Origin of the sequence: Devosia albogilva (assembly GCF_042685625.1) — a bacterium.
Classification (GTDB): Bacteria; Pseudomonadota; Alphaproteobacteria; order Rhizobiales; family Devosiaceae; genus Devosia; species Devosia albogilva.
This window is the reverse complement of the sequence record NZ_JBHUNP010000001.1, coordinates 1,155,102-1,179,561: the sequence shown is the minus strand read 5'-3', so window position 1 is coordinate 1,179,561 and position 24,460 is coordinate 1,155,102. Positions and strand designations below refer to the sequence as shown.

The window sequence follows — 24,460 nt, the reverse complement described above, 5'->3', positions numbered from 1 at the left end:
GATGAACCGATCCTCTTAATCGTGTTCTCTCAATGGTCGATGATGGCCAAAGGAGAATGGAAATGGGTATCCAATATGACCCCCCCGCTAGAGGTCGGCCCGGCTTGGAGCGCCGGGCGGCAAGTTGGCGCCAAGCGGGCGCTGAAGGTCCGGCAGATCTAGGCCATCCGGCTTTTCCTGTATCGGGAGGGTCACATGCGCGACGAGCGCTGTTTGATCTGGCCATTGATAGCAAGCTGCGCGGCTGCGACCTGATCAGGCTTAAGATCGGCACGCTGGTGTCCGGTCATGACCTTCGCGCCCGGGCAATGGTGATCCAGCAGAAGACCGGTCGGCCGGTGCAATTCCAGATCACAACGGCCGCCAGAACAAGTTTGCTGGCGTGGCTCGAAAGGTGAGGGGGTCGATGGCGGATTTGGCGTTTCCGAGGCGGGCAGATCCTAACGATCACCTGAGCACCAGGCACTATGCCCGACTTGTCGTTAGATGCCCTTTCGCGATTGCAGCTGACCTCAAAGCAGCCTGTGAACTGACCCTGGCTAGGTCGCAATTGCGAAACGTACCGGCTGGGCACCCTTCCAGAGCACCAGCTCTCCAAGCGGGCGCAGGTTTTCCAAGCCGTCTTCGATGGTGATGAAATGGTTTCCAGCCAGCTGCCCCATCTTGGACGAGAAGGATAGTCCGCCATAGGCGAGGATGATTTCGGTCTCGCTGATGCCGCCGGGGTAGAGCAGCACCTGGCCCGGCGCCGGGTGGCTGGTGTGGTTCTCGTAGGTGACGCCGAAATCGCGGTCGCCGAGGGGCACCCAGACGCCCTCGCCGCTCCAGCGAACATGCACGAACTGACTCTCGAAGGGCATGGCGGCAACAAAGGCGGCGCACGTCTTCGGAGCGGCGGCCGTCTCGAGCCGGGCGCCAAAGGTGAATGGGCCGGCGGTGATGGTGATCTTCGTCATTCTCTGAGACCTCGTCTTCGGGATGGATTGGTCGCTAGAAGCGGCTGAGCGTGAAGGGAGCGAGCTCCGGCGCCGCCTGGCCGGTCATGGCCAGTCTGGCGGCCTCCCGTCCCATCAGTGGCCCCAGGGTGAAGCCATTGGCGGTTGCCGCGACCACGACCTTGGAATGCCCCGGGAGGGTGGAGAGCAGCGGGGCGCCATCGATGTCGATGTTCATCGCGGCCCAGCTGCGAACCAGCGACAGCCCGGCAATGGCCGGGACTGTCCGGCAGGCGACCCACAGGTTGCCCTCTATGCTGTCGAGAAGGACGCGCGGCTGGCCTGTGGCGCTGGTCTCGGCCGTCCAGGCACCGCCGATGAGCACGGTCCCATTCGCCCCCTGCTTCATGGTGAGGTGACGGTCGGCGTGCGCCAGCAGGCAGGGCAGCAACGGCGGCGCCGGTTCGGTCACGAGCATCTGGAGCGGCGCGCCGCGCACGGGCAGGTCGACGCCGAGATGCCGGCCGAGCTCCGCACTCCATCCGCCGGCCGCTATGATCATTCTCGAGGCGCTGACCGCCCCACGGGCCGTGTCGATGCGGTAGCGACCTGGTTCGGCGACCAGGTCGGTCACGCGGGCCAGCGTCTCGATCTCGGCCCCGCTGGCGCGGGCCGAACGAGCGAGTGCAAGCGTGGCCGGAAGCGGGTTGATCTTGCCCTCGCCCGGACACCACGCGCCTGCAACGACATCGGCAGAGAGATGGGGCACCAGCGCGAGCACCTCCGCACGGTCGAGTACCTGGGTCTCGATACCCACGGTCGCCTCGGCTGCTGCCTTGCGCTTGAGAAAATCGATTTGCGCAGGGTTTTCGGCGACCATCAGGCCGCCGGTGACCTTCATCTCGAAGTTCGCTGCAAGGGTTGTTTCCAGTTCACCCCAGAGGGCGATGGATTGCTTCTGCAGCGCCAGAGTGCGCAGAGCCGCGGACCCACCGGCGAACGCCTTGGCGCCAAAATCCCAGGACAGCAGCTGCAGGTGCAGGCTGCCCGCATTGCCGCCGGACGCTTCCGCACCGACCTGGCCCTGGTCCAGTACGATAACCTTGGCACCGGCCAGCGCAGCCTCTCGCGCTGCCGCAAGGCCGGTCACGCCTGCGCCGATGACGGCGAGGTCATAGTGGCCGCCGCCGAGTGGCCACTGCGCCTGCGACGAGGGTCGCGCCGATGGCCGGCTTTCGCGATGGCCGGACCATTCCGGCTTCTCGATCGTGACGTCCCGCAATGGCAACGGACGCGCCGGGAGCTGGGGGGCAAAGAGCGAGTTCGCATCGACACTGCGGCCGGCCGCCTCCAGCAGGCCGAGCACCGGCCTCGTGCAGTATCGCCCCTGGCAGCGGCCCATGCCCAATCGGGTCGCTCGCTTGACGCCACCGGGGTCCTGTGCGCCGTTGCCGATTGCCTGTCGGACCTGCCCGGCAGATACATTCTCGCAGCGGCAGACCACCAGGTCATCCAGCATCCTTCCAGCCTGCCGCGGCGGTGCTGCGTAGAGTTGCCAGAGCGCCTTCTGGAAGCGCTCGATCTGCCGGGTGCGATGGGCCCGAGCCTCGATCGGAGCCGGTTCGCCCAGCCATCGCGCGATCGAGGCTGCGCTGGTCCTGCCCTGCTCCTCTGCCAGTTGCGCGCCGCCAAGCCCGCCACCGTCACCGGCGATCCACACGCCCGTTACCGGTGTTGATCCGTCGGCGGCGCGGCGCGGTACCGCGATTCCATCCCTCAGGTCCATCGGGCAGTCCAGCAGTCGTGCCAGCTCGATCTGGGGCGCAAACCCTTCGCCGATGCACAATGCATCCGTCTCGATCGATCGGCGGTTACCGCCATCGAGCTGCTCGATTTCGACGGTCAGGGAGTCGCCACCCTCGATACGGCCAACCTGCCATCCCCAGAGCATCGGCACCCGGGCGCGGGACATCCTTGCTGCAAAGTATGCGCCGCGCATCACAAGGGCCGGATCAGAAACGACAGCAGCGGCAAGTGCCGCGCCTGAAGCCGGTCGGCTGCGCTCGATAATACCGAGGACGGTGCCGCCAAGTGCAAGAATCTCGGCGCCCAGTTGCAGGCCGAGGGGTCCGTTGCCGGCGATCAGCGTGCGTTTCCCCGGCGCAACGCCATAGCGGCGCACGAGGGTCTGGCCGGCGCCAATGGACATGACGCCCGGGAGGGTCCAGCCCGGTACAAGGGCGGGAAGCTCGTAGGCACCGGTCGCCAGCAGCAGGGCCCTGGCGACGACGTGCAGGCGACCCTGCGGTCCGAGTGCGTGGACATCGAAGCGCTCGTCGCTGCCTCGGCGCGCCGACCAGACTGTGGTCTGAAGACGGATGTCGAGCCCCGCGGCCCGAGCCCGCAGGCCATCCCCGGACCGATGCTGGGCGTCGGCCCGCCGGGTATGGCGGGATGCGGCGGAGCGCGGTTTGAAATATTGACCGCCAGCGGCATCACGCTCGTCGATAACAAGGACATCGAGACCCATCTCGCGGCATGCAATCGCCGCCACGAGTCCGGCCGGACCGGCGCCGATCACCAGCACCATGGTCTCGATCCGCGGTTCGGGGGCTGGATCAGCCTTCTGCAGCGATGGCGGCTGCGCAAAGCGCCCGTCATCCTGTGTGCGAACGTCCATGCCGTTGCGGACCTTGGTCATGCAGGCCCGCTGCGATCGCTGCCCGTCGACCTCCAACAGGCAATCCTGGCAGACGCCCATCCCGCAGAAGATACCGCGGCTGCTGCCGGCCGAAGTGGAATGGAGCCGGGTGATCCCGTTTTCCGCGAGCGCCGCTGCCAGACTGTCACCATCGCGGGCAGCGATTTCGCGTCCGTCGAACCGGAAGCGAACCGGGGGCGAAGTCCGCGGCGGCGTCATGCCGTCGGCATCGGCAGCAAGCCAGCTGCCGTAAGGGCCTGCTCCACCGCCGCAAGCTCGCCGGTCGGTGTCGGCAGCCGCGGCGGGCGTGGATCGCCCACGGGGTAGCCGAGCATAGCCAGTGCCGATTTGGTGGCCGAAACATAGCGGTGCCCACCGACGAGGCGGATCACCGGCAATGCCTGCTGGTAGATCGCGCGAGCCCCGGCGATGTCTCCGGCCGTGCTGCGCTCGAAGAGCTGCGCCAGCAGCCTGGGCATGAGATTGGAGCCCACGGCGACCCAGCCTTCCGCACCATTCATGAAGGACTCGAACCCCATGATGCCGCCGAACACGGTCATGCGGCCGTCGCACATGTCGATGATGTCCCGCACGCGGGTCACATCCATGGTGGATTCCTTGATGTACGAAACACCTTCGATGGTCGACAGCCGAGCGACGATTGGCGGTGTCAGGTCGACATTGGCGGTAGCCGGGTTGTTGTAGATCATGATCGGGATGGAAATCGCCTCCGCGATCCGCCGATAATGCTCGAACAGCTCATCCTCGGTCGGGGTGGAGTAAAAGGGCGGGATGATCATCACCCCGGTGGCCCCCATCGCCTCGGCTTCCTGCGAATAGCGGATCGCGTCATCGGTGTATTCGGCCCCGGTACCCACCAGAACAGGCACGCGGCCGCCCACGGTTTCGATGACGCAGCGGGCGACGGACTCACGTTCCTCATCCGACAGGGACAGGAATTCCCCGGTTGATCCCAGGGGGATCAGGCCGTGGATGCCCTCGGTCACCTGCCATTCGGTGTAGGCCTCCATCCTTTCGAGGTCGACCTGCCCGCCCTCGTCGAACGCCGTCACCATGACTGAATAGGTTCCGCGAAACTTTGTCGTCATGAGGATCAGCCCTGCGGCAGCGAGGTGGTGCGGGCCGTCCCGGCAGCGTCCCGATTCGGTCCGGTCGACAGGCGGGAGCAACTCGCCGCTGAGGCGCGGCGCGCACCGGCATTTGCAGATCGCGCCGGTATGGGTGACGCCATTTCGTAAGAATTCATGCCTGCGCTCGCCATACTTTCCTCGCGTTCGGGACTCCGTTGGTATACAGAACTCCTCGAGGCGATAGCAATCCCAATCTTGTGGACGACGCGTCGACCAGCCTTCGCGGCTGGATGCGGCGCCCGCCTGCGGGGGATGGAACGTCATGAACGGGCGGCATTTACCTCCGCTGCTAACCGTATGCGGCTTGTTCCGATTGCGCTATGAACCTCGGACGGCAACGCTCTCTCAGATCGGGGACATCGATGAAGCAGACCGCATCACACAAGATTCCAAGCGATTCGGTTTCTGCGGTGAAGTCGCGCCCTGCCCCGCGCAGACTATCCGATTTGGCTTATGAGACCCTGTCGATGGCGATCAGGGAGCGTAAGCTGCGGAGCGGCGAAACCATCGTCGAGCACTATCTGGCGGAAAGCCTCGGACTGTCGCGCACGCCACTGCGCCAGGCCTTGCAGCGGCTGGAACTCGAAGGACAGCTCGTCAAGCACGGTGGCCGCTCCTACCAGGTCCGCCACGTCAGCATGGGCGAGTACCTGCAGAGTCTCAAGGTTCGCGAGATGCTGGAGCCGGAGGCAGCCGAGCTTGCCGTCGACCGATTGCAGGATGAACACATCCAGGCCGCGCGCAAGGAGCTCGTGGCTCTCGACAACATTCGTCCATACAATGTCATTGCCCACTGGAAGGCTGATGACGCGCTGCACCATCTCTTTATCGACAATTGCGGCAACCAGGTCCTGGCCAGATCGCTGCATGCGCTTAGAGTGACAACCAAGCTGTTCGAGATCGATCGCCTCGCTGACCGGCTGGAACCCGATTCACGGGAACACTACGAAATCCTCGATGCCCTCCAGGCGCGCGACAAGAAGGCAGCCCGCCGGTCCGTCGCCCAGCACATCCGCTCGCTGATCCGCTTCGCCATCGCCACCGCAGCCTGAGCCGACGTGTCGTCCGGTGCCGGCCCGCCTGCCTCGCCCGTGCGACGGAAAGGCCTTACCTCTCTGCGCCCGTACCGCAATCCTTTCGCGCCCGGCCGCTTGCTCGACCCTTGCCCAACGGCCATGAGCAACTGGTCAGGAAATGCTCATCGAAGCCATTATTTCGGCAGCTGCGAAATAGCAGGCATCGATACGGATTGGCCGCTTGACTCGCTTCCTTCCCTAGTAAAGAGTGTCCGAACGGTATACCGCAGGAATACAAGGGGGCTCTGGATGTCGGTTGGAGCAGGAAACGTGGCGGCGATTGTAAACGGGGACGCCGATGCAACGCTCGATCTCCTGAAGAGGGTGGTCGCGGTCCCGAGCGTCACCGGAAACACCGCGGCGGTGCATGCGCTGCTGCGAGCCGAGCTGGAGCAGTTGGGCTACACGGTCGACGATGTGGCGAGCGACCCGAACGACATGCGCGGCGAGCCCGACTTCTCTCCGCCGACGCGCGAGACCTCCGGTGGGGGCATGGTCGCCCACAAACCCGGCCCTCGCGGGATAATGCTCTTCGCGCACTCCGATACCAGCGACCACGAGCGGCAGGACGGATGGCAGACCGACCCCCTGGTCCTGACACCCGATGATCAAGGCCGGGTCGCAGGCATCGGCGTCGCCGACTGCAAGGCCGGCGTCGTCGCGATCGTCGCTGCGCTGAAATCCCTCGACCGTGCCGGCATCCGCCTCCGCAAGCCGCCGGCGGTCGTCATTGCCGAAGCCAAGACCGGTGGTTTCACCGGCATGTACCAGTCGGTGCGTCAGGCCGGCCGCAGCGAAGGCGCGCTCTATTGCCATCCCGGTGAAGTCGGCGACGGCATGGGACGCATCAAGGTCGCCACGCGGGGCGTACTGTCCTTCCGCATCACCGTTGCCGGGCGCACGCCCATCCCCATTGAATCGTCGGCTCGCAGTGCCGATCCGCGTCAGGGGGAAAACGCTCTCGTCCACGCCTCCCGCGTCGTCGGCGCTATCGTCAACTGGGCCGAGACCCAGCCGCATCTGATCTGCTCGGTCAATACCATCCAGGCCGGGCGCGACGCGCTGGAAGTTCCCGCGCTTTGCGTCATGGAAGGTACCTGCTGGTACACCGAGGGAACGATCACTTCCGTGATCGATGGTCTCAAGAGCGCCGTGTCGAAGGCCGCCGCGTCGAACCCGTGGCTCGCGGCGAACGTGCCGGAGGTGGAACTGATCGGTGTACGCGCCAATCCGGCCAGCTGCGCCGACTCGCCTTTCGCCGTTGCCGTTCAGGACGCTGTCGCGGCCGTGACTGGAACGCGGCCCGAACCCTACGACTGGCATAGCGCCAGCGATATCCGCTTTCCAATGCTTTACGCGGATACGCCGACCGTTGGTATCGGCTCGATTGCCGGTAATTTCGGCCGCTCCGGTGAGTGGGTCGACGTGGCCGACTTCATGCGCATGGTCGAGGTCATCGCCCGTGTCCTCGTCTGCTGGGACGAGAGGTCCGCGGCTCCAGCCGCAGCCTGATCGAACCAATATCCGCCATTAGCGTGGCCCTGCCCTCGCGATGGAGAATACCCTCAAACCCGCAACGAAAGTCTCCTGCTATGCCCCAAAGCCGCTTTCGCATTTCCGTACTCTCGCTCGCTTCGGCTGGCGTGCTGCTTTTCGGCGGCGCGCTCGTGCCGGGCGTCGCCACGGCGCAGACCCCCAGTGGTGCCGATTGCATCGACGTCCCCGACACCTCGCTGATCAAGCCGGGCACCCTCACCGTCGTCACCAACGCTGCGAGCTACCCCAACTCCTACGTTGACGCCGATGGCAAGATCGTGGGCGTGCGTGCCGAGATGTCGCAGATGATCGCCGACGAGCTGTGCCTCGACCTGGAGATGATCAACGCTCCGTTCGATGGCCATATTCCCGGCCTGCAGAGCCAGCGGTGGGATATCAGCGCCAGCGGCATGGTCTACACGCCGGAGCGGGTCGAGGTCGTCAAGATGATCCCGGTCGAAGTCCAGGGCGTCGTCATCTGGGTTACCGGCGACAACCCCAGGAACATCGAGACCGTGGGCGATCTCGCAGGTCTGCGCGTCGCGACCGAGGGGCCGGGCTACGAGTTCGACGCCACCAACAAGCTCAGCGAGGGGCTTGCCGCTGAAGGCAAGGAACCGTTCGAGGTCCTGGTGTTCGGCGACAATACCAAGGCCGCACAGGCGCTTGCAGCCGGCCAGGCCGAAGCCCTGATCACCACTGGTCTGCCGCCGTCCGATGGGCGCTTCATCGTTGCCGGCAAGCCGCTGAACCAGACCTTCAAGTGCCTCGGCTTCAACGATCAGGCGCTTGCCGATGCCGTGGTCCAGGTGGTGAAGCGCCTGCGTGAAGACGGGCGGCTCGCAGAACTCCTCGCCCGGTACAATTTCACCATGTACGAAGGCGAAACCAAGGTCCTCACCCCTGACTCACCTCCCGAAGAAGCCTGACCGATGAAAAAGGCCGCCTCGGCGCTGCGCGCCAGGCGGCATGATCGGTTGCACCAGCAACTGCCTCCGCCTCGATATTTGTCCAGCCCCTCGGCGCTAAGATGTCCCGGCTCGCCCGGCGAGACGCCCCGAACCAAGGAGACTTACACATGCCTAGATCTGCTGTCCGCAGGGCCGTGGCCGCCCTTTCGTCCGCCGGCCTCATACTGGCAACGACTGCTCTGGGTGCGGGAAGCGCCCTCGCCCAGACTGACGCTGGATCGGGGGCCGATTGCATCGAGGTGCCCGGCGAGTCTCTGGTCACGCCGGGCAAGCTGACCGTCGTGACCAACGCAGCCAGCTACCCGATTTCCTATGTCGATGCCGACGGCGAGATCGTGGGCATCCGGGCGGAATACTCGCAGCTCATCGCCGACGCGCTCTGCCTCGAGCTCGAGATGATCAACGCGCCGTTCGACGGGCACATCCCCGGGCTCCAGAGCAAGCGCTGGGACATCAGCGCCAGCGGCATGGTCTACACGCCGGAGCGCGTCGAAGTCGTCAAGATGATCCCGCTGGAAGTACAGGGCGTGGTGATCTGGGTCAACGGTGGCAATCCACTGGGCATCGAGACCGTCGAAGACCTGGCAGGCCTGCGCGTCGGCACCGAAGGTCCCGGCTACGAGTTCGACGCTACTACCAAGCTCAGCGAGGACGTCGCGGCGCAGGGGATGGAACCGTTCAACATCCTGACCTTCGGCGACAGCTCCAAGGCCGCACAGGCGCTCGCTGCCGGCCAAGTCGATGCCAAGATCGGTACGGTACCGCCACCGGACGATGGTCGTTTCGAGATCGCTGGCGAACCGTTGAGCCAGACCTTCAAGTGCCTCGGTCTCAACGATCAGGCCCTCGCGGACGCCGTGGTGAAAGCAGTGGACCGCTTGAAGGCCGAAGGGCAGCTGGCCCCAATCTTCGAGCGCTACGAGGTAACGCTCTACGACGGTGAGACCAAGGTCATCACCGCAGATTCTCCGCCCAACTAAGAGCTGTAGCGAAATGTGGGATTGGCCTAGCTTCTTCGAGTTCCTTGTCAGCAAGCAGTATCTGCAGGGCGCATGGGCAACAATATGGCTCACCGCTGTGTGTCTGGTAATGGGGCTGGCCATCGCCATCGTGCTGGCGCTGATGCGCATGTCTCCAAATCCGGCGCTGCGGTACCCCTCGGCGTTCTTTACTTGGCTGTTCCGCGGCATCCCGCTGCTGGTGACCTTGGTGATTATATACACCGGTCTCCCGCAGTTCGGAATTCGCCTCAGCCCCCTGGCGGCAGGCATTCTTGGCCTTACCCTCAACGAGGCGGCCTACCTCTCCGAGATCGTGCGGTCGGGCATCCTCGCAGTGCCGAAAGGGCAGTATGAAGCTGCCCGGGCGCTTGGCATGACCCCAGCCCGCGTGATGCGCGTCGTGGTGTTCCCCCAGGCTTCGCGCATCATCGTGCCTCCACTGGGCAATGCCGTGAACGGGCTGCTCAAGACCACCACCCTTCTTTCGGTGGTGGCGGTCAACGAACTGCTGCGCAACGCGCAGTTCGCCATCCAGATCAACTACCGCGTGCTCGAGGGTCTCGTAGCCGCCGCCATATACTACCTCGTCCTGGTGTCGATCTGGCAGCTCTTCCAGAACTACTTCGAGGATCGCCTGAACCAGAGTTACGTCACCAAGTCATGACCACCGCAGCGACTGAAAGGAAATTCCGATGACCGAAACGAACGACGCTTCCCAGCCGGTTCTAGAGGCCACCGACGTTCGCAAGTCATTCGGCAAGCTTGACGTGCTCAAGGGCATCTCGCTGACCTTGATGAAGGGTGAATCGGTCTGCATTATGGGGCCGAGCGGCGGCGGCAAGAGCACCTTCCTGCGTTCGATCAACTGCCTGGAAATGATCGACACCGGCACGATCCGGGTCTGCGGCGAGGAGATGGGCTACCGCACCACGGCGACCGGTCGCAGGCAGCTGAGCGAGCGGGCTATTGCGGTGCAGCGTCGGCAGACCGGCATGGTCTTTCAGCAATTCAACCTGTTCTTCACCATGACCGCGCTCGACAACGTGGCCTCGGGCCTGGTGCATGTCTATGGTGTCAACAGGGAGGACGCACGGGAGCAGGCTTACGAGCAGTTGAAGCTGGTAGGTATTGCTGACAAGGCCGAATCCTATCCCATCCAGCTCTCAGGCGGCCAGCAGCAGCGCGTCGCGATCGCTCGCGCCATCGCAGTAAAGCCCAAGCTCATGCTGTTCGATGAGCCAACGTCCGCACTGGACCCTGAAATGGTCCAGGAAGTGCTGGACGTGATCTTCAATTTGCGCAAGGCCGGGATGACCATGATCCTGGTGACGCACGAGGTTGGCTTCGCCAAGAAGGCGGCCGACCGCGTCATGTTGATTGCCGACGGCGTTGTCGCTGAGCAGGCCTCACCGCAGAGATTCTTCGAGAATCCTCAGAGCGAACGGACGCAGCAGTTCCTCTCTCGCGTGCTTCACTGAGGTATTCGGACGCTGTGGCACCACCTATCGTTAAGGTTCAACGACATGATCTCCAACCGTAGAGACTCAAGGAACAAAATCCCCTCGCTTCTGCCGAGGGCACGCCATATCCCAGAGATCTACGGTATCAGTGAGCTCGAGGGACATCCCGACGTCTACCAGAGGTACCGAACGGTGTCCTCGAAAGGCGCCTCCACAAGGCAAGGGCAAGTGGCAGCTTCTGTGGATTTCGCGTCTAGCAGCATCGCCCGCAGCAGCTTCTCGGGCGCGATTAAGGGGCTGTTTAGACCCGAGTAGAGCGAAGAAAACTCACCTTTTCCATCAACCACGCCATGATGGCGAGCCCGGTCTCCCTACTTCGGCTGGTAACGCCGTCTTCCGAGCCAATGTCTGTCTAGAAACGGGGGAAAGTGAAAACCGGTCTTGGCCGCGAGCGGACTTGGTCTTTCACGCGCGGTATGTCGGTTTGTTCCTAAGGCCTGCCCAATAGCGGACAGTCTGCTACCGGCCCCGAGCTAGCCGTTCGGGCAAGCAGCTGCGTTAGCAGCAATGGGGCCGGCAGCGGACCGTCTGCTATCGGGAATTATAGCAAGGAAGCGGACGTTCGTTATGGCTGCGAGCAAAGATATCGGCCCAAGTGGAGACTGCAGGCGCTAGGAAGTGCCCCTAAGCCCGGCTGGGCGAGCGCGCATCTAGGAGCGCATAGGCTATTGGTCGCACTGTCCCGGCAACAACGTCTGCACCAAAATCGACGACGGTTCTCTTCGAATATTGCGCCGCTAGTTCCGACTCACACCAGAGCCGCAGCTCCCCGTTCATCTGACCCGCAAGCGCTAGCAGCTTGGGCAAGCTTGCTTTCTCATTCGGAGTTGGGGAGCCCCTCAATTTGGCGACCAACTGGGTGGCGCACTCGTCATCGTCGGTGAGACGAGCAACGATCAGATCCACGCACATCGGTGAGAAGTCCCACATGTTGAGCTGAGCGTGGGAGATATAGGACAGAACTATCCTGCAGAATGCCTCTGCTGTGCCGAGGGCGGCGACAAGGCGAATCGCGTCCGGCCATATTAGTTTACCGGCCTCTGCGCTCTCATCGAGTGCTAGATACAAATCTTCAAGAACTTTGCTCGTCGGCCACCCCTCGCATAGACCTGCGATCGCGGCCGATGGATGGCGGACGGATGCGGCCTCAAGCGCATGTTTAACACTGCCGTCGGTTGCGAACCGGCGGCCGAGTACCACTCCGGCGATGACGTCGCGGCGCCGGCTATCGTATGCATGTGAATTGACATCGCTGCTGGCGCCGCTGAATGCACGCAAACAATGGTCGCGTAGAAGATGCGACCCGGGCATCTCGCGTGCCAGAGCCTCGATGCAATTTGCCGACAAGATCTTTGTCTCGCGCGTACAGTACTCGATAAAGTCGCCGCGGATCGCGTCAGACTCAGAAGTATAGGGAGCAAGATGATCCCACGAATACCATTCGTTGTCGCTTCGGGTGAGGTGCGACAGAACGTCAGCGCCAAAGGCATTCTTTAGCCGTTGCCAGTGTTGGGCGATATAGGCCAGCGCGGCTCTGTTGTTGTCGAGTGCAAACAGCTCGAGCTGTCCGGAGTGTTCGGGGAGGTCACGGTATTCCTCGACCTCGTCAAGCGCGATAAACCCTGCGAGCGATGACTGCCGTATGAGGTCCATGTAAGGGCCAATCATGACGGCCTCGGCCCGTAGTTGCTCGAGACAACCCTCGCGCTCGATCCTGTCGTCGGCGGTCGCCTCATGAAGAGCTATGGTTGCCGCCGTTCGAATAGCGTGGTTGGCCTCAGCCTTGTACCCCGAAAGTAGCTTCATGAGGTCCTGATCATCGGCAGCGCGCTTGCCCAGGACGGACACGACAAGGCCTCTCAGTTCTACAGGCAAGGCCGATAGATACCTCGCAAGAACAACTCGTATCTCTTCATCCCCCGCATATCCAAAGCTTTTATTTACCCCGTTTGGCGTAGACGAGGGTATCTGAACAGTCATCTCAAGTTATGCGAAAATATAAACTTGCACCAGGACGTCGGTCCTATACTGTTGAATCTGCTACAGTATAGATTGTCTTCCCGGCCGCCCTAAGGTTTGCGAAAAACCCGTTTGCTGCGCGAGGGCTGTTGGCCCGAGGGTAACGACCGTTGTGTCAGTGAGTATGGTGGTCCAGTGCAATGTCACCAGGCCAGCGCACGCCATGGACAAGACATAGCTTGACCATTTGGGAGTGTGGTCATCACCATGTGGTTGGAGCGAGGTGAGTGGAACACCGTCCTCCCAGGTCTGAAGTGTCCTTAGTGAGCACAGGACAAACCACTGCGGCACAACAACGCTCCTGGCTGCCCAGATCGATCTGGCGACGAATGACCGCGGGTCGGACATTACGGACGCGCGAGTCAAAATCCTGTCGATTTCAACTCCCAGTTCGGTCGCACGGGAATCATCAAAGAGGCCGACGGATGTGCTGGTGCCAGATCGGATCTCTTCGAAAGCGAACCTCGCGCCAATCGGGAGTCGGGTTTCCGCTTTCCACGGGCGGATTTCGTCCACAGCCGGATCGAGCGTACTTTGGACTAGGACGTGCCTACACCATCGTGCGGTGTAGTTCATGAGTGCCGCTGTTTTGAAGCTGGCGAAGCCATTGCGGCGGAGTGACGCCGTGCTTGGCGCGATACGGTGTTGTCCGGGTGTTGTGGATGACATGAACTCTCTTCCAGTTGCCTGGAGTATTGTTCATTTACAATTCTGCATTAGTAAATGCCGCAAACACTTCTGGTTGCTCGGTGTGTTTACGGAGTGTTTAAGGGGGCGGGTGCATTAGTTTAGTGTGGTCCCGCGAAAAAATACTTGAGTCGCATTTTCGCAGGACGACCTTATCGGTACTACCGTGCTCTGCTTGCTCCCCAGCATTCCGCAGGCACAGCCAGCGCAAATTCCGTTTTAGATACAGGCGCTTACACCTAGTGGTCACGTCTTGTTGGCGAAATCGGTGTTTTTTGCACGTCTTGTTGGCGACCGGTGCAGTTCTTGCCATAGCCGGTACCTAGGAGAATCAAAGGGTTAGTCGTCGCGTCTTGTTGGCGATGAACAAACGCTGTTCAGGCGGCGTCGCTGATCAGGCCGTCGGCGAGGCCGTATTCGTGGAGCTTTCGGTAGAGTGTCGAGCGCCCGATGCCGAGGGCGCGGGCCACGCGCGACATGCGGCCGCCGTGGTGTTCGATGGCGAAGGCGATGGCTTCGCGCTCGAGGTCGGACAACGGAGTGACGTCGCCGCCGGGACCGAGAAAGCGGTCGGCGGGGGTGGTGGGGCGTTCCACCTGGACGCGTTCGCGCGCCGGGGCCATGTCGATATGAATAGGGGCCGCGGGGACCGGTGCTGCCGCCATGACGCCGGCAGCCAGGTCGCGACCATTGGCCTGGGCGACGATCTGCGGGAAGTCGAGGGTTTCGAGAAAGGCGCCGTCGGCGAGGATGACCGCCCGGTAGACGGTGTTCTCCAACTGGCGGACGTTGCCGGGCCAGTCATAGGCCATCAGCAGCTCGAGCGCGGCGGGGGAGATGCCAAGCACGCGCTTGTTGGCCTCGGCGGCGAAGCGGGCGATGAAGGTCTCGACCATGACCGGGACGTCTTCCATACGCTCGCGCAGGGGGGGCACGTAGATCGGGAAGACGTTGAGCCGGTAATAGAGGTCCTCGCGGAATTCGCCGGTGCGGGCGAGATTGAGCAGGCGGCGGTTGGTGGCGGAGATCACCCGGACATTGACCCGTTCGGCGCGGCCGCTGCCCAGGGGCTCGATCTCGCCTTCCTGCAGGGCGCGCAGCAGCTTGACCTGAGTGTCGTGCGGCAGTTCGCCGACCTCGTCGAGGAACAGCGTGCCGTTGTGGGCCTCGGCGAACTTGCCGACCTGATCGGACACGGCGCCGGTGAAGGCGCCCTTCTTGTGCCCGAACAGCACGGACTCGACGAGGTTGGCGGGGATGGCACCGCAGTTGACGGTGACAAAGGGCCTGCCGGCGCGATCGCCGCTGCCCTGGATGATGCGCGCGATCAGTTCCTTGCCGACCCCGGTCTCGCCTTCGATCAGCACCGGAATGGTGGAGCGGGCGGCCTTGGTACACAGGTTCATCACCCGCGACATGGCGGGGGCGCGCGCGATCATGTCGGCGGCAGTGAAGGTGCCGGAGCGGCGCGCCTGCTCGGACCGGATGGCGGTTTCGAGGGTGTCGAGCTTGATGGCGTTGCGCAGTGACACGATCAGGCGCTCGGGCGCGACCGGCTTGACGAAATAGTCGGCGGCACCGTTGCGCATGGCCGAGATGACGGTCTCGAGCGAGGCGTTGCCGGTCTGGATGATCACGGGGGTGCTGAGCCCCTCGCGACGCATGGCATCCATAACGCCCATGCCGTCGAGATCGGGCATGACAAGATCGAGGATCATGGCACCGATGCTCTTGTCCTCGCGCAGAATCGAGAGGGCCTGCTCGCCGCCGGTAGCGGTCAGCGGACGGAAGCCCGCGCGGTTGGCCACTTCGGCCGTGAGACGCAGCTGCACCGGATCATCGTCGACTACGAGAACGCGCGTCATACCAACTCCAGTTTTTGTCTTTGCCCGCGAGGAATCGCGGTGTGCCGTTTTGGGAGCAGCATGCGGGCGGCGCCTTAAGAGGGGATTAATCCTAAGCGATTGCGCATTTGAGGCAGGTTCCCGGCGCAGCGAGGCAACCGCTGCATCGGCCTGTGCATTGCGGGGGCAGAAGGAGACGACAATGGCAACCAACACCCGGACCGGACTGGAATTCATCGAGGGATTTACGCTTCTGGTTGGCGCGATGTGGCTGCTTGGCGCCTTGCTGGTGGGCGGCCTGGTGCTGATGGGGCAGGGGCGCGTCGCCGGTACGCCGAACGATTCCAACCAGACCGCCGTCGGCGAGATGCCGACGCAGTAAGCGGCTGTCGCGGCGCCTGCTAGAAGGCGCCGCGCACCCTTCACAGCCAACCCTCTGCTGGCTAAGGTCCGCCGCGACCGATCAGCGGAGACCACCTGATGACCCAAGCGGCACCCAACAAGGGCCACAACGCATTCGGCACGCTGCCGGTATGGGACCTTACGGACCTCTATCCGGCGCCGGACAGCCCGGAGTTCAAGGCGGCCCTGGAAGAGGCGCGCGAGCGCGCCAGCCGGTTCGAAAGCGACTACAAGGGCAAGCTTGCCGAACTGACGCGTGCCGGCCGGCTGATCGAGGCCATCCGCGACAGCGAGGTGCTGGGCGACCTGACCGGGCGCATCGGCTCGTATGCCTTTCTGCGCTATGCCCAGAACTCCACCGATCCCGATCGCGCCAAGTTCATGGGCGACACCAACGAAGCACTGACCACCTTGTCGACCCGGGTGCTGTTCTTCGAACTGGAATTGAACCGGATCGAAGACGCCGAGCTCGAGGCGGCGATCAGCAAGGACGCCGAACTCGCCCGCTACCGCACCTGGTTCGCCGACCTGCGCAAGGCCAAGCCGTATCAGCTCGACGACAAGCTGGAAGAGCTGTTCCACGACAAGTCGGTCACCGCCTTCTCCGCCTGGAACCGTCTGTTTGACGAAACGCTCTCAGGCCTCGAATTCGAGGTCGATGGCGAGACGCTGAACATGGAAGCGACGCTCCACCTGCTTTCGGAAAGGGACGAGACGAAGCGCGAGGCCGCGTTCAAGGCGCTGGCGAAGACCCTGTCGGGCAATGTGAGGCTGTTCACGCACATCACCAATGTCCTCGCCAAGGACAAGGAAATCTCCGACCGCTGGCGCGGTTACGAGGACATCGCCGACAGCCGGCACATGGCCAATTCGGTGGAGCGCGAGGTGGTCGATGCGCTGCAGGCGGCGGTGCAGGCGGCCTATCCGCGGCTCAGCCACCGCTACTACCAGATGAAGGCGAAGTGGTTCGGCAAGGACCAGCTCAACGCCTGGGACCGCAATGCGCCGCTGCCGACCAGCGACGAGCGAATCTGGGATTGGGACAGCGCAGTGTCGACGGTGCTGGAGGCCTATTCGAGCTTCTCTCCGGAGCTTGCCGAAGTGGCACGCCCCTTCTTCAACTCGGGCTGGATCGACGCGCCGGTGGTCGAGGGCAAGCTGTCGGGAGCCTTCGCGCATCCGACGGTCCCCAGTGCCCATCCCTATCTGATGTTGAACTATCTTGGGCGCACGCGGGACATCATGACGCTGGCCCACGAACTGGGCCATGGCGTCCACCAGCGGCTCGCCGCCGCTCAGGGCCCGATCCTCGCCAACACGCCGCTGACCTTGGCGGAGACCGCCTCGGTGTTCGGCGAGATGCTGACCTTCCGGCATCTGCTGGCCAAAACCACCGATCCCCGCCAGCGCTTCGCGCTGCTGTCGGGCAAGGTCGAGGACATGCTCAACACGGTGGTGCGCCAGATCGCGTTCTACACCTTCGAGCGGCGGGTCCACACCGCGCGCCGGCAGGGTGAACTGAGGGCCGAGGAGATCAACCGCATCTGGCTTGAGGTGCAGGCGGAATCACTGGGGCCGGCGATCAAGGCGAACGAAGGCTATGAGGTGTTCTGGACGTATATCCCGCACTTCATCCATTCGCCCTTTTATGTGTACGCCTATGCCTTTGGCGACTGCCTTGTGAACTCGCTCTACGCACAGTATGAGAAGGCACATGAGGGGTTTGCCGAGCGCTATTTCGAGCTGCTCAAGGCCGGGGGAAGCAAGCATCATTCCGAGCTGCTGGCTCCGTTCGGGCTCGACGCCAAGGACCCGCAATTCTGGTCGCTCGGCCTCGGCATGATCGAGCGGCTGATCGACGAACTGGAAGCCACTTCGCCTCCTGCGACTGCTGGCTGACAGACCAAAGACCGACTGTACCTTCGAGGACGATATGGCCACCAACCACCCCACCACACCTCACCCCGCCCCGCAGCAGGAGTCGGCCATGGACTATGCGCAGCACGAAGCCACCTACAGCGGTTTCGTGGCCGGTCTGAAATACGTCATCGCCTCGATGGCCCTGCTGATGGTGGGCCTCTACTTCGCGGTCATCGCCAACCAGGCCGGTGTCGGTTGGGTGCTGATCATCGCCTCGCTGATCGTGCCGGTTGTCTGGGCGATCCTGGACCGGCGCTAAGCATCGGTCGCATAGTCTGGTTCGCCGGACCACCTGGCCCGGCGGCAAACCTCTTCGGCATGCCGCAGCCGTTCCCGGCGCTCAGCGGCGGGAGCTTGCGCTATGAAGATTGCCATCGTCCGCGAACGTTTCGAGGGGGAGAACCGGGTCGCGGCGACTCCGGAAACAGTCGGCAAGCTGATCGGGCTCGGTGCGACCGTCGCGGTCGAGCGCGGCGCGGGTAGCGGATCGCGCATCACCGATGCGGAGTACGAGGCGGCTGGCGCAACGCTCGCAGCAGACGCACCGACGGCACTCAGCGGCGCCGACGTGGTGCTGACCGTCCGCCGACCTGCCGCTTCGATGCTTGCCGGCGTCAATCCCGGAGCGCTGGTGATCGGGGCGCTCGACCCCTACGGCAATGAAGCCGATATCGCCGCGCTGGCCCAGGCAGGCGTCACTGCGGTTTCAATGGAATTCATGCCGCGCATCACCCGGGCCCAGGTGATGGACATTCTGTCCTCGCAGGCGAATCTTGCCGGCTATCAAGGCGTGATCGAAGCTGCGGCGGTGTTCGACCGCGCGCTGCCGATGATGATGACCGCCGCGGGTACGGTGCGGCCGGCCAAGGCCTTCGTGATGGGCGCCGGGGTTGCGGGGCTGCAGGCGATTGCGACGGCGAAGCGGCTGGGGGCGGTGGTCTCCGCCACCGACGTGCGGCCAGCGGCCAAGGAGCAGGTGGAGTCACTGGGCGCCAAGTTCATCGCTGTCGAGGACGAAGAGTTTCGCCAAGCCGAGACCGCCGGCGGCTACGCCAAGCAGATGAGCGCCGAGTACCAGGCGAAGCAAGCCGAACTGACGGCGCAGCACATTGCCAAGCAGGACATAGTCATCACCACGGCGCTGATCCCGGGCCGAGCAGCGCCGCGGCTGATCAGCCGCGAAATGGTGGAATCGATGGCACCGGGCTCGGTGATCGTCGACCTTGCGGCCGAACGCGGCGGCAATGTGGAATTGACCCAGCCAGGCAGGGTGGTCGAGCACAACGGTGTGACCATCATCGGCTACACCAATGTGCAGGGGCGGATCCCGACAACGGCCAGCCAGCTCTATGCCCGCAACCTGCTCGCCTTTGTCGAAACGCTGATCGACAAGACCGAGAAGCGTCTCGCCATCAACTGGGACGACGAACTGGTCAAGGCCACGGTGCTGACGCGTGATGGGGCTGTGGTGCACCCGAATTTCGCCAGTGCCGTGCCTGCGGCGGGCGGCCCCGTGACCGAGGTGAAGCCGGCACCAGCCCCGTCAAGTGCAGCCGTCGAGGCGAAGGACGCAGCGGTCAAGATCGGCGCGAGTGGCGCGACCACAGCGCGCAAGGGCAAGGCTGCTGCCAAGGTGGCGGTTCCTGCCATGGCCGATCCGCCGAAGAAGGCGCAGCCGGGGGTGGAGCAGTCGCTTCCGGGAGCCGTCGAACCGGCCCCGAGCCCGCGCAAGCGTGCTGCCATCAAGAAGGCAGAGCGGGTTATCGATACCGCGGCGGACGCAGCGGCGAAGTCCGGGGCGCGTAAGCCGCCGGTGCGCAAGATTGCCACCGAAGCGGTATCGGATGCGTCGGCAACAACCAAGCGCACCCGCAAGCCTGCAGCACCCAAGGGGACTGAATAATGGACGCGACGGCAGAACAGACCGCGGATGTTGCGGCCGCAGTGGCGCATGGAGCGCTGGGTGGCGCGATCGATCCGTTCACCTTCCGGCTAGCCATTTTCGTGCTGGCGATCTTTGTCGGCTACTTCGTGGTCTGGAGCGTGACCCCGGCCCTGCACACGCCGCTGATGAGTGTGACCAACGCCATTTCCTCGGTGATCGTGGTGGGCGCGCTGCTCGCCGTGGGTGTGGAACTGGCAACCGACGGCAACTGGGTGTCGAAGCTCTTCGGCTTCATCGCCCTGGTGTTCGCCAGTGTGAACATTTTCGGGGGCTTCCTCGTCACGCAGCGCATGCTGTCAATGTACAAGAAGAAGGGCTGAAGCCATGATCTCGGGGGACATCTCGGCTCTGCTCTACCTCGTCTCGGGCGTCTTGTTCATCCTGGCGCTGCGCGGGCTTTCGCACCCGTCTTCAGCCCGCCAGGGCAATACCTTCGGCATGGTCGGCATGGGCATCGCCATCGTCACCACGCTGCTGGTGGCGGCGCCGACGGACTGGCTGAGCTGGCTCTTGATCGTGGGCGGCCTCGGCATCGGCGGCGGCATCGGCGCCTATATGGCGCGCACGGTGAAGATGACCGACATGCCCCAGCTCGTTGCCGCCTTCCACTCGCTGGTGGGCCTTGCTGCGGTGTTCGTTGCGGCGGCGGCGCTGTACGCGCCGGAGGCATTCGGCATCGGCGTGCCGGGCGATATCCACGCCCAGGCCCTCGTCGAGATGAGCATCGGCGTCGCCATTGGTGCTTTCACCTTCACCGGCTCGGTGATCGCCTTTGCCAAGCTCAACGGCAATATGAGCGGCAAGCCGATCATCCTGCCGGCGCGGCACGTCATCCACATCGTCCTTGGCCTCGTCATCATCGGGCTGGTCTGGGCCTTCACCGTTACGGCCGACCCGCTGCTGTTCTGGCTGATCACCATCCTGGCGCTGGTGCTGGGCGGGCTGATGATCATCCCCATCGGCGGCGCCGACATGCCGGTGGTGGTGTCGATGCTCAACTCCTATTCGGGCTGGGCGGCGGCGGGCATCGGCTTCACGCTCGGCAACACCGCGCTGATCATCACCGGGGCGCTGGTGGGCTCGTCGGGTGCGATCCTGAGCTACATCATGTGCAAGGCGATGAACCGCTCGTTCATCTCGGTGATCCTGGGTGGATTCGGCGCCGATACCTCGATCGCCGGTGCCGCCGAGGACGACCGGCCGGTCAAGCAGGGGGCTGCCGACGACGCTGCCTTCCTGATGAAGAATGCCGGCAAGGTGATCATCGTGCCCGGCTACGGCATGGCGGTGGCGCAGGCGCAGCATGCGTTGCGCGAAATGGCGGACCTGTTGAAGGCGGAAGGCGTGACGGTGAAATACGCCATCCACCCGGTGGCCGGCCGCATGCCGGGACACATGAACGTGCTCCTCGCCGAAGCCAATGTGCCCTACGACGAAGTGTTCGAGCTCGAAGACATCAACTCCGAGTTCGCCCAGTCAGACGTCGCCTTCGTGATCGGTGCGAATGACGTGACCAATCCGGCGGCCAAGACCGACAAGACGTCACCGATCTACGGCATGCCGGTGCTGAACGTGGAAGACGCTGGCACCGTGCTGTTCATCAAGCGCGGCATGGCTGCAGGCTATGCGGGCGTGCAAAACGAGCTGTTCTTCCGCGACAATACGATGATGCTGTTCGGCGACGCCAAGAAGGTCACCGAGGACATCGTCAAGGCGCTGGGTCACTGAGGCCCGTTTGGCCTCAGTAGTGCGGCGGCGGCTTCTCCGTCGCCGGGTCGGCGATGAAGCTGCCGGAGAGCACTTGTTGCTCTAGTTGTTCGACCTTGTGGCGCAACTGCTCGATCAGCGCCCATTGATCGGTGACCGCCGAATTCAGCTCATCGATGGTCTGCTCCTGATAGGCGATGCGGGTCTCGAGAGCGTCGATCCGATCCTTGTCGTCAGACATCGTAGAAACTCCTGTTCAGGTGGGGTCCGGGGCCTTGGGAGCGCCTATGTGACGCCGCACGGCAGGACCAGTTTTCGGCTCCCGCAGATATTTCGCTCACGTCACGGTGATCGCAGAGGCTCGATCACGAAGTTGACGTAAGCGGAACTTTGCGTCAGCGCCCGGAATTGATCTGCCACGAAATGGCAAGTCACGGGAGCCCAGAAATGGCGACCATCAAGGCAATTCCTCTTCCTCCCAAGGCGTCGTTGCTCGACGCCGACCGGCACGATCTGCTGGGCCTGACGCTCAGCGCTGCCTTGCCGCTTGCCGTCTTTGTTATCGCCAATGGCGTGGGGCAGATCACCGGCAATCCGCCGCTGTTCTTCTCCCCGTTCGGGCTGCCCGGCTGGTTCGGTGCCGTGATGCACCTGGTGACGCTGCCGCTGTTTGGCGCGGCGCGCTGGATGGTTGCGGAGCGCGGAGAGGCTGGCCGCAAGGCTGGCTGGTGGCTGGTAGCGCTGATGCTGGGCATGATCGCCTTCCCCTTCGTCGTCCTGCCGCTCGACTCTCTGGCCCTCAGCATGATCAGCATGGCGCTGCTCCTGCTGGGAATCGCCACCACGCTGCGCGTGTCGGCAGTGTCACGGCAGGCCGGCCTTGTGATGGCACCCGGGGTCGCCTGGATGGGGCTGAGCGCTGCCATGGGCCTCGCGCTGGTAGCCGCCTGGGCGCCACCCTTCGCGGTGACCAACGTCAACAACACGCTGTGACCCGAGCCGGTTACACCGAGGTGCGTTCTTGCCGATGAGCCGTTCAGCCGCCATGTGAGGAGCATATGCTCCCGCCGGCGGCTGCCGGCCGACTTCGGAAGGCGCCCATGTCCAAACTGCTCAAGATCGACCTCTTCACCGACGTGGTCTGCCCCTGGTGCCTCATCGGTTCGGCGCGACTGGATGCGGCGCTGGCACGGCTCGACTCCGACATCGAGGTCGAGATCAACAATCACCCGTTCTACCTCGATCCGAACGTTCCGCCCGAGGGCGTAGACGTCGGCGAGATGCTGCGCCAGAAATATGGCCGCGATCCCAAGGAGATGTGGGAGCGGGTGGAGAGCGAGGCCAAAAAGGCGGGGATCGATCTCGACCTGTCGCGGCAGCCGCGGATGTTCAACACCGCCAAAGCCCATACGATCACGCGGTTGAGCAAGCCCAACGGCAACCAGCACGAGCTGGCCAATGCGATCGCCGCCGCCTATTTCCTCGAGCACCGCCAGATCAACGATGACAATGTGCTGGCCGATATCGCCGTGGAGTTCGGTTGGGACCGGGGCGACGCGCTCGATGCGATGAACGACGAGAACGAACTCGATATCACCCGGCAGATGGCCGTCGGTGCTGCCGAACAGGGGATCAGGGGCGTCCCGTTTGTCGTGTTCGCAGAGAAGTATGCGCTGTCCGGGGCGCAGCCCGACGAAGTGTTCGACGAGGCGCTGCGGCGGACCATCGCCGAACTCTGAGAGACCGGGTGGACGCAGTTTCCCGCTCGTGTAGGGTCGGCGCGAAACGAACGAGAGGGGCGTCGTGCGGATATTCCTGAGGGTACTGGCGGGGCTGGTGGCGCTGCTGGTGATCGCCTATGCCGGCGTGGTCGGCTACATGTATCTGAACCAGCGGTCCCTGCAGTATTCGGCGAGCGGCGAGATAACGCCGCTCGATGGCACGCTGCTGTCGCGGGCCGAGGCGGTTGAGATCCAGTCCGGCGATGGGGTACTGGCCGGCTGGTACGAGCCACCGCAGCCGGGCAAGCCGCTGATCGTCTATTTCAAGGGCAACACCGGAAGCTTCACGGCCGAGCATGAGCGCTATGAGCAGTTCGTGGCGGAGGGCTATGGCTTCCTGGCGTTCGACTATCGCGGCTTCCCGGCGTCACCCGGCGAAATCACGCAGGACAATGTGCTGGCGGATGCGATCGCGTCCTATGACTGGGCCGCGGAGAAGGGTTTCCCGATGGTGATCTGGGGTCGCTCGCTCGGCTCTGGGCCGTCCACCTATGTGGCGAGCCAGCGGGATGCCGAAGCGCTGCTGCTGGAGACACCGTTTCTGTCGGCCGTGACGGTGGCGGCGGAGCGCTACCCATTCCTGCCGGTCCATTGGGTGATGCAGGATCAGTTTCCGGTGAACGATTGGATCGCCGATGTGGGCGAGCCGGTGATGGTGGCGCATGGGACGGCCGACGTTGTCATCGATGTCAGCAATGGTGAGCGGCTTTACGAGCTGGTGCCGAACAAGGACGAGCTCTGGATCGAGCCCGGAGCCGGCCACAGCGATCTTTGGGCACGAGGGATTTGGCCACGGGCCGAGGCGTTCTTCGAGCGGGCAATGGCGCAATAACCAGCGCCACTCTCTTCTCCATCGGCACAACGAAAAGCGCCGCCCCGAAGGACGGCGCTGATTCTGTCAGTAGTCAGGCTGGACTACCGAGCGGCCGAGCGGGCCGGAGCGGCAGCGATACCGCCTTCGCGCTGGGCGCGCTTGCGGGCAAGCTTGCGGGCGCGGCGCACGGCCTCAGCCTTCTGGCGAGCCTTCTTCTCGGACGGCTTTTCGTAGTAGTTGCGCAGCTTCATCTCGCGGAAGACGCCTTCGCGCTGCAGCTTCTTCTTGAGCGCGCGCAGCGCCTGATCAACGTTGTTATCGCGAACGACTACTTGCAAAGGTAAACCGCCCTTTCAAAGCCTGACATAATGGGTTTGGAGTAAGCGCCAGCGCCAAAGGGCACCGTCGCCGACCAGCGCTGCCGGTCACCGTGGCCGCGTCTATAGCGCA

23 protein-coding genes are annotated in these 24,460 nt (G+C 63.7%); 16 read left to right on the top strand and 7 right to left on the bottom strand.

The window, feature by feature from the left end; all coding sequences use genetic code 11:
* Positions 1-62: 62 nt before the first annotated feature.
* Complete coding sequence (locus ACFSX5_RS05945; RefSeq protein ID WP_386832369.1) at positions 63-398, top strand: hypothetical protein; 336 nt, start codon at positions 63-65, stop codon at positions 396-398.
* Between the two features lie 141 nt (positions 399-539).
* Here ACFSX5_RS05945 and ACFSX5_RS05940 read toward each other — a convergent pair whose 3' ends face one another.
* Genes ACFSX5_RS05940 through ACFSX5_RS05930 form a run of 3 tightly spaced genes read right to left on the bottom strand, consistent with a single transcriptional unit; the run spans position 540 to position 4,745 of the window.
* Positions 540-956 (bottom strand): DUF3830 family protein, encoded by a 417-nt coding sequence (locus tag ACFSX5_RS05940; RefSeq protein ID WP_386832368.1) that lies wholly within the window; start codon positions 954-956, stop codon positions 540-542.
* 34 nt (positions 957-990) lie between these two features.
* Entirely contained in the window at positions 991-3,855 is a 2,865-nt protein-coding gene (locus ACFSX5_RS05935; RefSeq protein WP_386832367.1) for an FAD-dependent oxidoreductase, read from the bottom strand.
* The gene (locus ACFSX5_RS05930) at positions 3,852-4,745 is read right to left on the bottom strand and encodes a dihydrodipicolinate synthase family protein (protein WP_386832366.1); all 894 of its coding nucleotides are present in this window, start codon (positions 4,743-4,745) and stop codon (positions 3,852-3,854) included. The genes ACFSX5_RS05935 and ACFSX5_RS05930 overlap by 4 nt, the downstream gene beginning before the upstream one ends.
* Before the next feature lie 404 nt (positions 4,746-5,149).
* Here ACFSX5_RS05930 and ACFSX5_RS05925 point away from each other — a divergent pair, with 404 nt between their 5' ends.
* From ACFSX5_RS05925 to ACFSX5_RS05900, 6 genes are all read left to right on the top strand, one after another.
* Complete coding sequence (locus tag ACFSX5_RS05925; RefSeq protein WP_386832365.1) at positions 5,150-5,839, top strand: GntR family transcriptional regulator; 690 nt, start codon at positions 5,150-5,152, stop codon at positions 5,837-5,839.
* Positions 5,840-6,133: 294 nt separating this feature from the next.
* Positions 6,134-7,375: a M20 family metallopeptidase gene (locus ACFSX5_RS05920; protein WP_386832364.1), complete on the top strand. Its 1,242-nt coding sequence runs from the start codon at positions 6,134-6,136 to the stop codon at positions 7,373-7,375.
* Between the two features lie 80 nt (positions 7,376-7,455).
* On the top strand, positions 7,456-8,328 hold the full coding sequence (locus ACFSX5_RS05915) for a transporter substrate-binding domain-containing protein (RefSeq protein WP_386832363.1): 873 nt from the start codon (positions 7,456-7,458) through the stop codon (positions 8,326-8,328).
* A gap of 149 nt (positions 8,329-8,477) precedes the next feature.
* Positions 8,478-9,350: a transporter substrate-binding domain-containing protein gene (locus ACFSX5_RS05910; protein WP_386832362.1), complete on the top strand. Its 873-nt coding sequence runs from the start codon at positions 8,478-8,480 to the stop codon at positions 9,348-9,350.
* A 13-nt stretch (positions 9,351-9,363) separates the two neighbouring features.
* Entirely contained in the window at positions 9,364-10,035 is a 672-nt protein-coding gene (locus tag ACFSX5_RS05905) for an amino acid ABC transporter permease (protein ID WP_386832361.1), read from the top strand.
* A gap of 28 nt (positions 10,036-10,063) precedes the next feature.
* Positions 10,064-10,849, top strand: coding sequence for an amino acid ABC transporter ATP-binding protein (locus ACFSX5_RS05900; protein ID WP_386832360.1), 786 nt, complete (start codon positions 10,064-10,066; stop codon positions 10,847-10,849).
* Positions 10,850-11,515: 666 nt separating this feature from the next.
* On the opposite strand, the gene ACFSX5_RS05895 is transcribed toward ACFSX5_RS05900, so the two are convergent.
* Together ACFSX5_RS05895 and ACFSX5_RS05890 are read right to left on the bottom strand one after the other, a co-directional pair.
* The gene (locus ACFSX5_RS05895; protein ID WP_386832359.1) at positions 11,516-12,739 is read right to left on the bottom strand and encodes a hypothetical protein; all 1,224 of its coding nucleotides are present in this window, start codon (positions 12,737-12,739) and stop codon (positions 11,516-11,518) included.
* A gap of 1,235 nt (positions 12,740-13,974) precedes the next feature.
* Positions 13,975-15,462 (bottom strand): sigma-54-dependent transcriptional regulator, encoded by a 1,488-nt coding sequence (locus tag ACFSX5_RS05890; protein WP_386832358.1) that lies wholly within the window; start codon positions 15,460-15,462, stop codon positions 13,975-13,977.
* Positions 15,463-15,643: 181 nt separating this feature from the next.
* Here ACFSX5_RS05890 and ACFSX5_RS05885 point away from each other — a divergent pair, with 181 nt between their 5' ends.
* The 6 genes from ACFSX5_RS05885 (at position 15,644) to ACFSX5_RS05860 (ending at position 21,436) form a co-directional block, all read left to right on the top strand.
* Positions 15,644-15,823, top strand: coding sequence for a hypothetical protein (locus ACFSX5_RS05885; protein WP_386832357.1), 180 nt, complete (start codon positions 15,644-15,646; stop codon positions 15,821-15,823).
* Positions 15,824-15,921: 98 nt separating this feature from the next.
* Positions 15,922-17,742, top strand: coding sequence for a M3 family oligoendopeptidase (locus tag ACFSX5_RS05880; RefSeq protein ID WP_386832356.1), 1,821 nt, complete (start codon positions 15,922-15,924; stop codon positions 17,740-17,742).
* Positions 17,743-17,776: 34 nt separating this feature from the next.
* A complete protein-coding gene (locus ACFSX5_RS05875) occupies positions 17,777-18,022 on the top strand; it encodes an aa3-type cytochrome c oxidase subunit IV (RefSeq protein ID WP_386832355.1) in 246 nt (81 codons plus the stop codon).
* Between the two features lie 102 nt (positions 18,023-18,124).
* Positions 18,125-19,666 (top strand): Re/Si-specific NAD(P)(+) transhydrogenase subunit alpha, encoded by a 1,542-nt coding sequence (locus tag ACFSX5_RS05870; RefSeq protein WP_386832354.1) that lies wholly within the window; start codon positions 18,125-18,127, stop codon positions 19,664-19,666.
* Positions 19,666-20,028 (top strand): proton-translocating transhydrogenase family protein, encoded by a 363-nt coding sequence (locus ACFSX5_RS05865; protein WP_386832353.1) that lies wholly within the window; start codon positions 19,666-19,668, stop codon positions 20,026-20,028. Before ACFSX5_RS05870 ends, ACFSX5_RS05865 begins: the two co-directional genes overlap by 1 nt.
* Positions 20,029-20,032: 4 nt before the next feature.
* Positions 20,033-21,436 (top strand): NAD(P)(+) transhydrogenase (Re/Si-specific) subunit beta, encoded by a 1,404-nt coding sequence (locus ACFSX5_RS05860; RefSeq protein WP_386832352.1) that lies wholly within the window; start codon positions 20,033-20,035, stop codon positions 21,434-21,436.
* Between the two features lie 13 nt (positions 21,437-21,449).
* On the opposite strand, the gene ACFSX5_RS05855 is transcribed toward ACFSX5_RS05860, so the two are convergent.
* Positions 21,450-21,656: a SlyX family protein gene (locus tag ACFSX5_RS05855; protein ID WP_386832351.1), complete on the bottom strand. Its 207-nt coding sequence runs from the start codon at positions 21,654-21,656 to the stop codon at positions 21,450-21,452.
* 206 nt (positions 21,657-21,862) lie between these two features.
* On the opposite strand from ACFSX5_RS05855, the gene ACFSX5_RS05850 reads away from it, so the two are divergent.
* From ACFSX5_RS05850 to ACFSX5_RS05840, 3 genes are all read left to right on the top strand, one after another.
* Positions 21,863-22,408, top strand: a complete 546-nt coding sequence (locus tag ACFSX5_RS05850) for a tryptophan-rich sensory protein (protein WP_386832350.1) — start codon at positions 21,863-21,865, stop codon at positions 22,406-22,408.
* 107 nt (positions 22,409-22,515) lie between these two features.
* Complete coding sequence (locus tag ACFSX5_RS05845; RefSeq protein ID WP_386832349.1) at positions 22,516-23,154, top strand: DsbA family oxidoreductase; 639 nt, start codon at positions 22,516-22,518, stop codon at positions 23,152-23,154.
* A 64-nt stretch (positions 23,155-23,218) separates the two neighbouring features.
* On the top strand, positions 23,219-24,028 hold the full coding sequence (locus ACFSX5_RS05840) for an alpha/beta hydrolase (RefSeq protein ID WP_386832348.1): 810 nt from the start codon (positions 23,219-23,221) through the stop codon (positions 24,026-24,028).
* A gap of 83 nt (positions 24,029-24,111) precedes the next feature.
* On the opposite strand, the gene rpsU is transcribed toward ACFSX5_RS05840, so the two are convergent.
* On the bottom strand, positions 24,112-24,348 hold the full coding sequence (gene rpsU / locus ACFSX5_RS05835) for a 30S ribosomal protein S21 (protein ID WP_386832347.1): 237 nt from the start codon (positions 24,346-24,348) through the stop codon (positions 24,112-24,114).
* Between the last annotated feature and the right edge of the window lie 112 nt (positions 24,349-24,460).

Excerpts from the sequence above, each read along its gene's own strand:
- ACFSX5_RS05945 (WP_386832369.1), top strand. The coding sequence starts at position 63 with ATGGGTATCCAATATGACCCCCCCGCTAGAGGTCGGCCCGGCTTGGAG.
- ACFSX5_RS05940 (WP_386832368.1), bottom strand. The coding sequence starts at position 956 with ATGACGAAGATCACCATCACCGCCGGCCCATTCACCTTTGGCGCCCGG.
- ACFSX5_RS05935 (WP_386832367.1), bottom strand. The coding sequence starts at position 3,855 with ATGACGCCGCCGCGGACTTCGCCCCCGGTTCGCTTCCGGTTCGACGGA.
- ACFSX5_RS05930 (WP_386832366.1), bottom strand. The coding sequence starts at position 4,745 with ATGACGACAAAGTTTCGCGGAACCTATTCAGTCATGGTGACGGCGTTC.
- ACFSX5_RS05925 (WP_386832365.1), top strand. The coding sequence starts at position 5,150 with ATGAAGCAGACCGCATCACACAAGATTCCAAGCGATTCGGTTTCTGCG.
- ACFSX5_RS05915 (WP_386832363.1), top strand. The coding sequence starts at position 7,456 with ATGCCCCAAAGCCGCTTTCGCATTTCCGTACTCTCGCTCGCTTCGGCT.
- ACFSX5_RS05910 (WP_386832362.1), top strand. The coding sequence starts at position 8,478 with ATGCCTAGATCTGCTGTCCGCAGGGCCGTGGCCGCCCTTTCGTCCGCC.
- ACFSX5_RS05905 (WP_386832361.1), top strand. The coding sequence starts at position 9,364 with ATGTGGGATTGGCCTAGCTTCTTCGAGTTCCTTGTCAGCAAGCAGTAT.
- ACFSX5_RS05900 (WP_386832360.1), top strand. The coding sequence starts at position 10,064 with ATGACCGAAACGAACGACGCTTCCCAGCCGGTTCTAGAGGCCACCGAC.
- ACFSX5_RS05890 (WP_386832358.1), bottom strand. The coding sequence starts at position 15,462 with ATGACGCGCGTTCTCGTAGTCGACGATGATCCGGTGCAGCTGCGTCTC.
- ACFSX5_RS05885 (WP_386832357.1), top strand. The coding sequence starts at position 15,644 with ATGGCAACCAACACCCGGACCGGACTGGAATTCATCGAGGGATTTACG.
- ACFSX5_RS05880 (WP_386832356.1), top strand. The coding sequence starts at position 15,922 with ATGACCCAAGCGGCACCCAACAAGGGCCACAACGCATTCGGCACGCTG.
- ACFSX5_RS05875 (WP_386832355.1), top strand. The coding sequence starts at position 17,777 with ATGGCCACCAACCACCCCACCACACCTCACCCCGCCCCGCAGCAGGAG.
- ACFSX5_RS05870 (WP_386832354.1), top strand. The coding sequence starts at position 18,125 with ATGAAGATTGCCATCGTCCGCGAACGTTTCGAGGGGGAGAACCGGGTC.
- ACFSX5_RS05865 (WP_386832353.1), top strand. The coding sequence starts at position 19,666 with ATGGACGCGACGGCAGAACAGACCGCGGATGTTGCGGCCGCAGTGGCG.
- ACFSX5_RS05860 (WP_386832352.1), top strand. The coding sequence starts at position 20,033 with ATGATCTCGGGGGACATCTCGGCTCTGCTCTACCTCGTCTCGGGCGTC.
- ACFSX5_RS05855 (WP_386832351.1), bottom strand. The coding sequence starts at position 21,656 with ATGTCTGACGACAAGGATCGGATCGACGCTCTCGAGACCCGCATCGCC.
- ACFSX5_RS05850 (WP_386832350.1), top strand. The coding sequence starts at position 21,863 with ATGGCGACCATCAAGGCAATTCCTCTTCCTCCCAAGGCGTCGTTGCTC.
- ACFSX5_RS05845 (WP_386832349.1), top strand. The coding sequence starts at position 22,516 with ATGTCCAAACTGCTCAAGATCGACCTCTTCACCGACGTGGTCTGCCCC.